Source organism: Bacillus sp. SRB_8, assembly GCF_003264205.1.
GTDB lineage: Bacteria > Bacillota > Bacilli > Bacillales > Bacillaceae_G > Bacillus_A > Bacillus_A mycoides.
The window spans coordinates 450,464-463,550 of the sequence record NZ_NADT01000019.1; the positions used below are offsets into that span (position 1 = coordinate 450,464).

10 protein-coding genes, 1 pseudogene and 1 other annotated feature are annotated in these 13,087 nt (G+C 33.7%); of the genes and pseudogenes, 1 reads left to right on the forward strand and 10 read right to left on the reverse strand.

Annotation, left to right across the window (positions count from 1 at the left end; genetic code table 11):
• Window positions 1–15: 15 nt before the first annotated feature.
• From B5P40_RS17845 to ssb, 10 genes and pseudogenes are all read right to left on the reverse strand, one after another.
• A complete protein-coding gene (locus tag B5P40_RS17845; RefSeq protein ID WP_113709535.1) occupies window positions 16–4,218 on the reverse strand; it encodes a bacteriocin-processing peptidase family protein in 4,203 nt (1,400 codons plus the stop codon).
• 379 nt (window positions 4,219–4,597) lie between these two features.
• Window positions 4,598–5,476: a class I SAM-dependent methyltransferase gene (locus B5P40_RS17850; protein WP_002189453.1), complete on the reverse strand. Its 879-nt coding sequence runs from the start codon at window positions 5,474–5,476 to the stop codon at window positions 4,598–4,600.
• A 224-nt stretch (window positions 5,477–5,700) separates the two neighbouring features.
• Window positions 5,701–5,919 (reverse strand): hypothetical protein, encoded by a 219-nt coding sequence (locus B5P40_RS17855; protein WP_002189452.1) that lies wholly within the window; start codon window positions 5,917–5,919, stop codon window positions 5,701–5,703.
• Between the two features lie 29 nt (window positions 5,920–5,948).
• A complete protein-coding gene (locus B5P40_RS17860) occupies window positions 5,949–6,278 on the reverse strand; it encodes a DUF2085 domain-containing protein (protein ID WP_002189451.1) in 330 nt (109 codons plus the stop codon).
• 171 nt (window positions 6,279–6,449) lie between these two features.
• Complete coding sequence (argS, locus tag B5P40_RS17865) at window positions 6,450–8,138, reverse strand: arginine--tRNA ligase (RefSeq protein WP_113709536.1); 1,689 nt, start codon at window positions 8,136–8,138, stop codon at window positions 6,450–6,452.
• A gap of 45 nt (window positions 8,139–8,183) precedes the next feature.
• Window positions 8,184–8,398, reverse strand: a binding site (T-box leader).
• Between the two features lie 40 nt (window positions 8,399–8,438).
• Window positions 8,439–9,215 (reverse strand): class I SAM-dependent methyltransferase, encoded by a 777-nt coding sequence (locus B5P40_RS17870; protein ID WP_002141576.1) that lies wholly within the window; start codon window positions 9,213–9,215, stop codon window positions 8,439–8,441.
• A 49-nt stretch (window positions 9,216–9,264) separates the two neighbouring features.
• Entirely contained in the window at window positions 9,265–9,699 is a 435-nt protein-coding gene (locus B5P40_RS17875) for a BrxA/BrxB family bacilliredoxin (RefSeq protein WP_002012568.1), read from the reverse strand.
• An 82-nt stretch (window positions 9,700–9,781) separates the two neighbouring features.
• Window positions 9,782–10,165, reverse strand: a complete 384-nt coding sequence (locus tag B5P40_RS17880; RefSeq protein WP_002085930.1) for a thiol-disulfide oxidoreductase DCC family protein — start codon at window positions 10,163–10,165, stop codon at window positions 9,782–9,784.
• A gap of 3 nt (window positions 10,166–10,168) precedes the next feature.
• Window positions 10,169–11,296: a conserved virulence factor C family protein gene (locus tag B5P40_RS17885; RefSeq protein ID WP_113709537.1), complete on the reverse strand. Its 1,128-nt coding sequence runs from the start codon at window positions 11,294–11,296 to the stop codon at window positions 10,169–10,171.
• Between the two features lie 155 nt (window positions 11,297–11,451).
• Window positions 11,452–11,640, reverse strand: a pseudogene (gene ssb, locus B5P40_RS17890) (single-stranded DNA-binding protein); the annotation flags it as partial.
• Window positions 11,641–11,837: 197 nt separating this feature from the next.
• Between ssb and B5P40_RS17895 the strand changes: the two are divergent.
• On the forward strand, window positions 11,838–13,064 hold the full coding sequence (locus B5P40_RS17895) for a hypothetical protein (RefSeq protein WP_113709538.1): 1,227 nt from the start codon (window positions 11,838–11,840) through the stop codon (window positions 13,062–13,064).
• Window positions 13,065–13,087 lie beyond the last annotated feature (23 nt).

Below are 13,087 nucleotides of genomic sequence, written 5' to 3' on the forward strand. Positions count from 1 at the left end.
TCTATTCTTATACAATTACTTTTCAAATTCTCGCAATCCTGCTAAATCTTCATCTTCCTCTGCAAGTTCAGCGAAAAATCCTGTTTCATCTTCACGAAGCACAATTTCAAGTTCATCTCTTGCCTCTTCATTTCTGTTTAATGATGTTAAATAACAAGCATGATCGTATCTTGCTAACAAGTCAGTAGCATCAATTGCTAATATTTCACTTGTTATTTTTTCTGCCTTTGTCGTTTGCCCAGCTCTATGATACGAAGATGCTAAAGCAAGAAGAATTGCCGTTTCATTCGGATGATATACAGAAGCGTCTTCTAATAACTGAATCGCGTCCTCAATTCTCTCTTGACTTTGATATATTTCTGCTAAAGCAAGGAATCCTCTACTTACAAATGGTGTTTTCTCAATTAATTGCAAGTAAATTTTTTCGGCTTTTCTTTCTTCGCCTAGCTTACATAATACATTCGCTTGTAAAAGAAGAGTATCATAATCATCCGGTAGCTCTCGGACCATTTGTTTCGTTAATTCAAAAGCGTCTCGTAACATATCTTCTTCTTCACACTCAATGAAAAGATTTACAAGTTGCTTCGCTACATCATAATCCCACTTATTTTCTAACGATGTTTGTAAAACCTCTATAGCTTCTTTATTCATCGCCGCATTCTCATAAAATATTGCGAAACGCTGCGCTGCCATACTATTTTTCGGATTTAACTTTAAGGAGATTTCAAATAAATCAATAATAACTGTAATCATTGAAATTTCCTTCGCACGATTTTTCATACGATAAAATGCTCTTGTAAATATAGATTTTTTCGGTTGCTCATTTTGTTGCCTTTCTACTAATCTTTCGGCAACCGCAGTAGCTGCATACATAAACGCTGTACTTCTTTCTGCTTTTTTCACCTTTAGCGTATGAAGTACGTCTCGTATTTGGGATAATTTTTTATGTTGTTCCATTGCTTTTACGTACACACCAAAAATACGTTCACTTTCCAAATCTTTATGCATTACTTTCAGCGCAACTTCGATTGCTTCTGCATTCTGCTTTTTAACTAGCAATTTCGCATAATGATATAGTACTTCCACATGCGCTTCATCTCTTTTCATTGCGCATTCGATATATTCTTTTTCTTTATCTATGTCATTCATCGCGCCAAACACGTATGCAATCGCATCTAAACGCCATGTTTCAGGAACTTCTTCCTCCAATTTTTCTAGTTCAACTAGCAATTCTTCCTGAAGATTCATTTCTACTGAAAGCTGCGCTAAATATTCCATATTTATATGCATTGGTTCTTCTTTCATCGCCTGGACCATATGCTTTTGTTCTTTGGAACGATTCTCTTCTTTTTCGTATATTTCAGCAAGCTGCAAATGTACACCTAAGAAGTTCTTATCCATTTCTAAACATGTTTCATACGCATGCTTCGCTTCTTGAAATTGCCCTAACGCCATGAATGTTTCACCGATACGGAAATACGGCAATGAATCTTGTTTTTTCTTAAGTGCATCATTATACCGATTTATCGCCTGATCATACTGTCCAATAGATTCATATAAAACACCTGCGTAACAACCGTATTCAATTACATCCTCTTTTTCTTTTTCTAACGTTCTTAAAAATGCTATGCCTCGTTGCACAAAAGCTGTGTCTTTTATTCGATTTACATACTCATCCAACACGCTCGCTATATTAGCGTATACGCTTCGTATACCGTTCTCTAATTTAGAAAGTGCAAGTTTTAACTCTTTTTCATCCTCACCTAATGCCATTTCAGCATCCCATAACACCATACCAGCATTCATAAGGAAATCTTGATTGTCTTCAAATTGCTTATTAATACTGACAATATAGTTTTTTGCATCCTTATATTGTTCCTTTGCCATATAAACTTGAATTAAACCGAAATGAGAATATACATCTTCATTATTTTCTTCTAAAGAACGCTTATATATAGTTTCCGCTTCTTCAAGTTCATCATTTTGAAAATGAAAATCTCCTAAACGAACATATAAAGACGCCTGATCTTCACAATTTTGAATTCCTTGTAATAGAATTTCCTTCGTATTTTTCTCATCATCCAAATCCGATTCATAGATTTCCGAAAGCTTCGTATATAAATAGGCTGCTGTTTTATCTAATTGAATCGCCACTTTAAGTCCTTTTACCGCCAAATACACTTTCCCTAAATACTGAGCACATCTTGCACGTTCATACCATATGTGCGCTTCATATTTATATTCTTTTAATAAATCATTAAAGAATCCATATGCTTCTTCATATCGTTCTAAATCTATTAAAATTAAACCGTGATTTACAAGTGTAAACCTTTCTGGACTACGTTCTATAGCTGTTAGAGAATACTCTAGCCCCTTTTCGGATTGATCCATATACATGTATGATAATGCTAAGAAACTCCACGCAACTGGTTGATCTGCATCCAATTGTAATGATGAACGAAAACTAGCAATCGATTCTGCATAATTATCTTGCTCAAAAGAATAACGTCCATTTATAAAATGATACAACGCTTGATTGCTTTTCTTCTCCACACTTTGAAGCATCTGTCCTGCTTTTTCCATATCCTGCAGACGAATAAAACACTGTGCACTATGCAATTTCACAAAGTCAGAGCTCGGAAACTTTTTCATTAATTTTTCTATACAAAACTGAATAAAATCTTTATCTACTTCAGCATCTAAATGTTTAATCGTATATAACCAAGTGTTTGGATTTTCACTTGTTTCTTTTAAAAATAGTACTAATTTTTCAATTCCCTCTTTATCTTGCTCACCTAAATGATCTGTAAGAGAAAAGATTGTTTTATAATAAGTGTGTTCTTCCTCATTTAAAAATGAAAGTTGTTCCATTCTATCTTTTGGTATAAACGTAATAGCTAAACAATCTGTATAACGATATTTTTCTTGCAACTTATCATATTCCACAAGAATCGGTTCCAAGAAATTCGGATCTTGAATATAAAAAGCTTGCAGTACATCGTCATAACCAGAAAGCACTTGTACATGGGAAGCGTGCTCAATATCTATACTTAATAAAACGGGAATACCTTGATTGAGTAATCTCTTATAATTTTCCTCATTCCCTTGAAAATAACGATATTCGTAACCTTGCTCTTCTATATATGTAACTGTATCTGAAAACTTAGAACCTGTTACATCAAAAATATGTTGAGCAATTTCATCTTGCGTACGTTTTTCTCCCCATACCCCTAACATCATTTCCAAACTTGTCGGAACGCAATAGTTATCCTTTTGTACAACCGGAACTATCGGTAAACGAACCTTTTTTCCATCAGGATTTTTTTCTATATGATGATATAGAGAATTTTTCAAACTCTTTTCACTTTTCAATAGTGCTTGCAAATCGTGAATATTATTCATTTTATAAAATGCTTCTGCACGTAAATGTATAAAATAAGTTGTATATGCATGATGCGGAAGCATATGATTGATTTTATCTATTACCGCTAACATTTCTTCATAGCGCTCTAAATCTAATAAATATTTTACTTTTTCAAAATAGAAATATGGTACTTGAGGGAACTTTGCAATCGCATCATTAATGAGTTGTAACGCTCGCTGCTGTTCACCTTTATATGCATATAATTGCGCCAATAAGTACGTAGCTAACTCTTCACAATCTTTATGCTGCTGACCGAATAAAAGTTGTTCCTCTGCCTTCTCCCACTCACCAGTCTGTATATATAAGTAACCCCATTTATCAAAAACTGCACACGTACTATATTTTTCCGCCTTTTGCATATAGGCATAGGCCTCTTCATTTCGCTTCATATCTAGCAAACATCTAACTAACGTAAAGTATGCTTTCGTTAAAACATCCGCATCAGTTTCCTCTTCATTTACCTTTTCCAAAGAAGCTTTTAACAATTGTTCAGCATCAAGGATTTTACGCTCATCAATTAATTCATCACAATATAAAGAGAGCGTTCTCATATTTGGGAATTTTTTATAAGTATAACGAATTAAAAAGGAGCTATATTGATGCATCAAACCTTCATCAGCAAGACGAATTAATGTATCAAACTCCTTAGGTGACGAGACGTTAGAAAGCCAGTTCTTCACGTATGATAACTTATTCGTTTCTTTTATATGCGCAATTTCATTATTTATCTCATGTAATCCATCTACGAATCTCTTTTCTTTCAAACAAATCTCTAATTGCTTAAAATCTAGCATGCATTCACCTCAAATTATTATTTATACTGCCATTTGCAAGCAGTATTCTAACCTACTTGCTTAGATTTTACACATCATATAGTATGCATTCAACTAAAACCTCATATAATGAACGATATTATTTAATATTATTCAAGTTTATAACTAAATATCTTAAAAACGATACTTTTTCTCGTTATTTTGTTTAATTTGATGAAATAACATGTATTATTCGAAGATGGGTTTTATCTTCTTTTTTGAGCCTTCATTCAGTGGATGAAATTATATTAACGATTTGATAAGATATATCGATTCACCGAAAAATCTTGATAATAATGATAACCTATCCATATTAGAAATGTAGCAATTCTCCTTCTCCCTTACTTTTCTAATATGATATTTACTTCTTTATTTCACCAAATGTAATTTTCATATTCGGAGCATATACTAAAGATGCATGTATATGAAACATTTCAAAAAATCGTAGTTCTGCTTCATATTGAGCGAGTGCATCAGCAAATGTTAAGCCCCGACTCATTAAACGGTCTATAAATTGTTGTTTTTCACCTGGATTACTAGCAATCCCCTCTTCTTTTAGAGAATTATATAATCCTTGCTTATCATTTTGATTTAAATTAGAATCTAAATAATTCACTTTATCACTTACTCTACATTCAATATTTTTAACACCTAATTCACTTAAATACATTGGTATTTTCATGCCAATATTGCCATCTCTACCACTTCTGTGTACATCTTCTTCAAATAACTTCTGCAAAACACCAAGCTGGATAATTTCCGATTGAATTAATCCGTCTAGCGTGTATGAGGACATATTAGAAATCCAATGTGGTTCAAAACAAATAACATGTCCGCCCTCCTTAATCAAATTTATCATTTTTTGCAACATTGCTTTGGGTGAATTCATATGTAATAAGAAGGCATGACAGATTGCTATATCATATTTATTTTCCAATTCAATTTCTGTAGCATCTCCTTCAATAAATTCTGATTCATATGGAAGCGAACGAAACAACTCTCTCGCTTCAGCTATTAATGCTTCCCCGCTATCAATACCTATATACTTTGATCCATTTGGAAGTAACGGCAACAAAATTAAACCTAAGTAGCCATACCCACAACCGTAATCAACAATATGTACTGGCTCAGAAATCTTCCAAACTGTATTTACTAAAAAACTTAAATAATCATCGTTATAATATAAATCTCTCGTATTTCTTAAATACGCTAGCTTACTATTCCAATCATACTCTTCCAAGTCCAACACCTCCTTTTATATACAAAACTAAAGTTCTCCATTCAATAAACGTATTCCTATGTTTCTAATATTTTTAGAGATGTTTAGTTCTAATTATTGCGTTAAATCGTACATGTTCTTTACTCTCCACCTATTTGACAAACTAATTTTTTTAAAAAAATAAAAAGGATTACATACCTGAAACGATATATAATCCTTTTCATAAAAAAGAAATACATAGAAGTTTAGATAGTACAATCACAATCTGAGCAATCGGTACAATCTATTACGTCACAATCTAAATTTCTCTTTTTTTTGCTTCTTTTTAAATAAAAATATAGTAGCACCATAAATAATACGCAAATAACAAAAGCTATTGTTGCTTCTATATATTTTTCATGAATGATAAAACCAATTCCACTTCCACCTGCTATAAAAATTAGAATTATGTAAATCCAAAACATGTAAGTAGCTACCTCCGTTGATATGTGGTTTAAGATGGAATCCATATAATACTAGATGCAATAAATAGTCCCATACCATTACCGCTTAATAAGCCAGTAGTTACTCTTAGCAAATTTGTGCTGCTTCGCCATTTCCACTTTTGGGTGAATCCATCAATTAATAATGGAATTTGAGCAAAAAAGGATAGCATTAATGAGAGACTAAACGAAGGTGTTATTAAAAAGTAAATTGGAAACATACATAAACCAATAAACATACCTGTGCATCGCGCACATAAAGGCATGTATTTTTGTAGTTTAAGAAAACTCCTTTCCGGTAGTCTATGACAAGGAATATTTAAAATAAAACTTCGAATCAATACGAACCATCCTCTCTACAAATATTTTAATTGATTTCGTAACAAAATTATAGAATTCTTACACTTCGTAGCGTATAACACTTTATAAATAAGAATTTATTTAAGAAAATACAAAAAGACAAATCAGGTTAATGACCGTCTGATTTGCCTTTTTGTTACAAAATTTTTATTTTACATCTCCTCAGGTGCCCCTACCCCAAGTAAACGTAATCCCTCTTTTAATACAACCGTCACAGCATAAGCTAATGCGAGTCTACTCTCTTTCTCTTCGCTCTCTTCTAATATACGAACATTTCCATAATATTTATTGAACGCTTGCGCTACATCTAATACGTATTTTGAAATAATAGATGGCTCATTTTTGTTGAAGGCCGCTTCAATTGCTTGCGGGAATTTATTGAGTAATTTTACTACACTCCAGCTGTAATCGTCTTTTAATTCAAAAGTACACGTTTCAAATTCTACACTTTCTTTTCTTAAAATAGAGCAGGCACGCGCATGTGTGTACTGCACATATGGTCCTGTTTCTCCTTCAAATTTCAACATATTTTCTAATGAGAATTCGATATTATGCATACGCTCATTTTTTAAATCGTGGAAGATAACTGCTCCAATACCGACTTGTTTTGCCACTTCTTCTTTTTGTTTTAAATTCTGATTTTTCTCTTCAATATTTTGTTCCGCAAGCGCAACAGCTTCTTCTAACACTTCTTCCAATAAAATAATTCTGCCCTTACGTGTCGACATTTTCTTACCATCTTTTAATATGAACCCGAACGGTACATGTTCCATACCATCGACCCAGTCATAACCAAGCTTTTTTAATACAGTGAAAAATTGATTGAAATGTAAGCTTTGTTCTGGGCCTACAACATATAACGCTTTATCAAATTCGTATGTGTTTTGACGATACAATGCCGCTGTTAAATCACGTGTTGCGTAAATGGTAGCACCATCTGATTTTCTAATTAAACATGGCGGCATACCTTCTTCTTCTAAATTAACGACTAATGCCCCTTCTGATTCTTCCAGTAAGTCGTACTCTTCTAAAATCCCAATAAAGTCTTCCATTTTATCGTTATAGAAAGCTTCTCCTTGAAAGTTTGTAAATTCCACACCGAGAAGTTCATAAATACGAGAAAATTCTTTTAAAGACTCATGACGGAACCAATTCCAAAGTTCGACTGCTTCTTCATTTCCTTCTTCTAGTTTTTTAAACCATGAGCGTCCTTCTTCTTCTAGTTCTTTGTTCTCTTTTGCTTCTTCATGAAACTGAACATATAACTTAAATAACTCACGAATTGGATCCTCTTTAACAACTTCTTCATTTCCCCATTTTTTATATGCAGTAATTAACTTTCCAAACTGCGTGCCCCAATCGCCAATATAATTGATTCCGACAACTTCATACCCACATTTTTCGGCGATATGTTTCAGCGAATTACCAATCATTGTAGAACGTAAATGCCCCATTGAAAAAGGTTTCGCGATATTAGGAGAGGAATAATCGATAACTACCGTTTTTTCACATCCAAAGTGATTTTGACCGTACTCTTCTTTCTCCGCTAAAATCGTTTTTAATACTTTATCACTTACTGTTTCACGATTAAAAAATACATTTACATAAGGACCCACAGCCTCTACTTTCGTAAAGAACGGATCATTTAATTTCTCCGCCAATTCCTTCGCTATAATAGCTGGTGATTTTTTATATTGCTTCGCTAGTGAAAAGCATGGGAACGCTGCATCTCCGAATTCATCTTGTTTTGGTGTTTCGATTAAATCTAAAATTTGATTTTTTGTTAATTCATTCGTAAAAATATTCGATAAACTTTTCGCAAACTGCGTTTTATAATTCATACTATAACCTCCTTATTTTTTAAAACACAAAAAACTCGTCTCTAAAAAAGAGACGAGTTTTAACCCGTGGTACCACCCTTGTTGTTCATTTCGAACCACTTTCCCGTTTATAACGAGGACAGGGGGCCTCGGCTTACTCTACTATTCGTTCAAGAAGCGTCTCCGAAGTGCGCTTCATCTTTTTCTTCTGCACTAGGCTCACACCATCCCTAGCTCGCTTTCCTTCTGAAAAAGATTACTCTCTTCATCACAGACAGTATATTTAATTAATTATTGCTTATTATACATCTTTTCAAACAATTAGCAAGGGTCAATTACACCAAAGTGAAACTTAGCACTTTTTCTTTTGTATACGTGAAAATTATGTTTTTCAAATCTAGAACTACGAAAATGATCTTTCAGAACGACACGCTTTCTCGCCACACGCTTCGCTTCCGCAATTGTTTCGTCAGTAATATCATGATACAAAGCGAAGTGTTTTAATCCTTTAATTCCATCTGATTCTATGACAGTTTCTTCAAACATTGGATCAAGGTAAACAACGTCATAACTATTATCTTCACATTGTTTTAAAAATGCAAAATGCTCTGTTTGCTTTACATCGATTCTTTGCATTGCTTCATCGATTTCAGAAACGGATGAAGACCATGTTTGCAAGCCTTTTCCCATGATGTAAGACATATATTCGTTTCCTTCAAGCCCTGTTACTTTTCCACTTTCACCAACAACATAACTAGCTACAATACTATCTGATGCCATACCGAGCGTACAATCTAATACTGTCATTCCGCTCTCTAATTTAGCAGCTTGTATAAATGGATCATGTTCTCCGCGCATTAACCTTTTCACACGAAACATCGCTGAGTTTGGATGAAAGAAAAACGACTCTTCCGTACCTTTTGGATAAATGGCTAATCGATTTTTCCCTACGACAAGTACATCTTGTTCATACTGCTCATGCAGTTTATGTACTGGTATGTCATTACGTTTAACGAAAGAAAGATTTAATTCTGCTGCTACCTTGTTTGCATAATCTTTCATTTCTTTATTTGTTCTTCCTGCTGTTGTTACTATCATTTTTTCACCTCTATATAAAGAAAAGAGGGAGATTCACTCTCCCCCTACTTTAGCAATTCTTTTCGAAAGCTTGTTCTAAGTTTGTAATAATTTCGTCCATTGTTGCGCCTTCAATTTCATGACGGTGAATGAAGTGAACAACTTCTTTTCCTTTTAGTAATGCCATAGATGGTGAAGATGGAGGAATTTCTCCGAAGTATTCACGCATTTTTACAGTAGCATCTTTATCTTGACCTGCAAATACAGTTACAAGATGATCAGGTTGTTTTTCAGCACGTACAACCGCTTGACCTGCTGATGGGCGTGCTAAACCAGCTGCACAACCACAAACAGAGTTTACAACTACTAAAGTTGTACCTGATGCATTCTCCATAAATTCTGTTACAGCTTCTTCTGTAGTTAACTCTTCAAATCCAGAACGCACTAACTCTTGGCGCATTGGAATTACCATTTGACGCATGTATTCTTCATATGCATTTGACATCTTGTATCTCTCCTTCAACTTTCATTCCAAATTTATCATATCACGCTCTATTAATAGGTGCAAAAGAAAGATAACGATGATTTCATTTTTTTGTAGGGATTTCACAAACCCCTTCACGACAGTGTCCAACTGGGACAAGTTTTCTATTGTTGGCAATATAATCGTATACTTTACTTCCAAATCCAAGTACGATAGATAGTTTTATAAAAGGTACTGCAAACCAATAAGATGGAACGGCCTTTGCTAATACGTTAATGCTATGAATTCCGTCATACCACTTATTATTTTTTAAAATATACAATCTTTGTTCCATCTTACTTTGTAATTCTTGAGAAAGTTCATACTTCTCAACTACATCTTCATCTCGAAATGAAACAAATTTCATCTTACCCTTTTTATCTAATCTTTTCGTACGTTCTGCAACCGCCGTACACATCGGGCACCAACTATCATAGAAAACAATCATAAACTATTCCCCTTTACGAGACTCCGTCATTTGCTTCCATACTGATCCTTTTGCTTCTTCGCCGCCTTCAATACGTTCTAAAGCTAAACGTGCTTGCATCGCCACTTCAAACTCCGGATCATCTTCTGCTGCTTTTAGTGCCGGAATTGCACTTTCATCACCAAGTTCAAATAAGAACATTGCTGCACGCCAGCGTACTAATTTACTTGAATCTTTCAGAGATTTAATCATAACGAACATCGCTGCTGGATCACCTACGTCTGATAAGCAATCTCCTGCTGTACGACGAACGCTTACTGAACGATCTAATAACGCTTTATATAATAACGGCAATACTCCTTCACCTTTTACCATACCTAAATAAGCTGTTGCTAAACGGCGGATAGATACTTTCTCATCATCTAATGCCATTTTCAATACCACCATATCTTCTTCCGTTGGATCCATTTGTTCTAAAGCTGCAAAACGGTTTTTCCAGTCAGAATCTTTCATCATCTCTTCTGTTACTTTATATGGCTCACGCTTTTGAATCGTTACTTCAACAGCACCTGCTTGATCTAATAATTCTTTAACCGTTTCATTTACCCGTTCTTCTGAATAAGCAGCAATAATTTCTTCTACTACTTCTTTCCCGATTTCTTCAAAATTACCGTAACGTGTACTTTGCTCTACCCACTTACGCTCTTTCACAACGTTAGGTGCAGACATTTGCACTTTCATAATTGATTCTTTAAAACGATCAGGTAAACCAACACGCTCTTCTGAGGTTCCATCTGTTAACTTCACTTGCATCGGAATTGTAAAGAACATTTGAACAAACACTTTCACTTCTCCAAAATGAGAAAGTTGTTGTTCTTCGCTTTCTTCCACTATTTCTTCACCGAAAACAGCACGAACTTGTTGTAATAAAACTTTCCAGTCATACTTCGCATTTCGCTCCACTGCTAAAAAGTCTGCAACATGATACACACCTTTAATGCCTTCAATCTTCAAAATTTCTTGCACTTGCACTGGTGCTTGTTCTTTATTTTCATTTGTATAATTATTACGCGCTCCTGATGGTAATACTTCATTCAAAATAACTTTCATTGTATTTGGACTTGGCGTCGGTTCAATTGCTTTAATCTTCACGTAAAAAACTCTCCTTTATTGCGTGTTCTTAGCTGTATTGTAACATGTTACCCCTTTATACTCCTACTCGGATGCTTAATTTTATTGATTTCTTCCCATCATCATACTTTCTCTTTCCACCTAATTAATCCGAAACTATCATTAAAATTCTAATATTATTGCGATGCACTCTCCCGCCTTCTCTCTAAAAATGTAATATTCTCAATCAGAACTTCAGTTCTATATACTCTCTTTCCTTGTTCATCATCGTAATTACTCGTATGAATACGCCCTGTAATCCCAACAAGTGAGCCTTTCGTACAATATTCTGTTACATTTTCAGCCGACCTTCTCCATACAACATATCTCCATAAATATGTACTTAAACTTCATGTACATATTTATACTTATCCAACACTCTAAAAACAAGTAAATTCTAAATTTTAAGAAATTATTGTTGTACACAAAAAAGCGACAATATATTATAGATTTATACACATATCTTTCGACCAAATCCGTAAAGATAATGTACAAAATAATGTGATTGGGGGGACGGTAAAAAATGATTACTCTACAATTAGAAAATTATAAGTTTTTCTCTATTCCTGTTTGGCTAGAATGGAATACTTCAAGTAAAGGTGATATAACAAATAAGAAATTCTCAATTATTGGACTTAAAGAAAATTCAAATGACATACACATTGTACATCCATTAAGCGACTTTATACTAAGCAATTGGAAATATAATGCTTACAATACCCAAAGAAAACATTGTAATAATATGGTTTCTTTTCTAAACTACTTATTAACTAACAAGAAACAGTTAGGGATTAATAATCTAAAAGAATTAAAACTAGCACATGGAAATGATTTTCTTAATAATCTATCTCGCAAAGAAAGAACAGTAGGTACGGTTAAAGATGTTGAAAGAACACTAACATTATTTTATATATGGCTTCAAAAGAAAGGATGCTTACCAAAAGTAAATGAAACCCTTTTTATAAAAAAAGAGACTTATCAAGGAAAATATTATTTCCAATCCCCTTTTGAAGTCATCTATCCCACCAAAACAGTCTCAAAGAAAGAACATATGTTACCAGCAAAATACATTCCACTATTATTAGAAATCGCTACCCTAAAAACAAAGCCAATAGCATTAGGAGTTTATCTACAAATATTCGGTGGCTTGAGAAGAGGTGAGGTCGTCAATTTGAAACGTTCAAACTTAAAAAGAAAATTAAATACTGGAGATTTTCTACTCACTCTAAAAAATCAAAATTTCAGAAAGGATATTAAAGATCATTCTGGATCCAGTAGCGTAAAAAAGCCTAGAGATCAGGCCGTTCTACAAATATTTGACTGGGGAAAAGTTCTTTTTGCAGATCATATTAATTTATATAAAGATCATACTGACTCAGGTGCTCTTTTTATAAATAGGGACGGAAAAGCTATGTCAGGAAAAAGTTACAGTCAATATTTTAATAAACTAAAACATAATTTTATAAATTTCTTAAAAACATACGGTAACTCAGAAGAAAAAATCCTAGCGAATCATTTACTCCTTGCAGATTGGTCTACTCATATAGGACGAGGGACTTTCACTAACCTTATTGCCGAAAATACAGATAATCCTCTAGAACTAGCTTTTCATCGTGGTGATGACAATTTATTATCATCTTTAACATATATGGTTAAGACCGATAGAATGAGAAAAAAAATCGAAGATAAATTCGATAATATGCATGAAAATTATCTCCCCCGCCTTATTGATAGAAATAAATTTAATTAATATCATATTCCCTTCACAAAAGA

Coding starts and splice junctions, on each gene's coding strand:
- argS (WP_113709536.1), bottom strand. CDS start 8,138: ATGAATTATAAAACGCAGTTTGCGAAAAGTTTATCGAATATTTTTACG.
- B5P40_RS17855 (WP_002189452.1), bottom strand. CDS start 5,919: ATGTTTTGGATTTACATAATTCTAATTTTTATAGCAGGTGGAAGTGGA.
- B5P40_RS17870 (WP_002141576.1), bottom strand. CDS start 9,215: ATGATAGTAACAACAGCAGGAAGAACAAATAAAGAAATGAAAGATTAT.
- B5P40_RS17875 (WP_002012568.1), bottom strand. CDS start 9,699: ATGTCAAATGCATATGAAGAATACATGCGTCAAATGGTAATTCCAATG.
- B5P40_RS17895 (WP_113709538.1), top strand. CDS start 11,838: ATGATTACTCTACAATTAGAAAATTATAAGTTTTTCTCTATTCCTGTT.
- B5P40_RS17880 (WP_002085930.1), bottom strand. CDS start 10,165: ATGATTGTTTTCTATGATAGTTGGTGCCCGATGTGTACGGCGGTTGCA.
- B5P40_RS17845 (WP_113709535.1), bottom strand. CDS start 4,218: ATGCTAGATTTTAAGCAATTAGAGATTTGTTTGAAAGAAAAGAGATTC.